This window comes from Paraburkholderia sp. J41, assembly GCF_905220235.1.
Classification (GTDB): domain Bacteria; phylum Pseudomonadota; class Gammaproteobacteria; order Burkholderiales; family Burkholderiaceae; genus Paraburkholderia.
Genome location: NZ_CAJMZE010000125.1, coordinates 1 through 226 on the forward strand (window position 1 = coordinate 1; position 226 = coordinate 226).

Genomic DNA, 226 nt, shown 5'->3' on the forward strand with positions numbered 1-226 from the left:
CGTTCGACACACCCGTCAGAACACGCGTGCCTGCCGTGCCCGTGAAGTTCACGATCGTGCCGTTCGTGTTCTTCGCAACGGTGATGTTGTGCGTCGTCGGGTCTTGCTGGACGAGGCCAACCGTGCCGTTGTTGATGTTGTTGGTGATGTTCTGGATGTCGCTCGTGTTCTGCGTCACACGACCGTCGAGGTTCGTGATCGCGCCGGCCACGTTCGTGTACGTCTG

1 protein-coding gene is annotated in these 226 nt (G+C 59.7%); it reads right to left on the reverse strand.

The window, feature by feature from the left end; translation table 11 throughout:
- Positions 1-226 (reverse strand): hypothetical protein (locus tag U5805_RS31725; protein WP_322107416.1); only part of this gene is annotated, 226 nt, incomplete at both ends.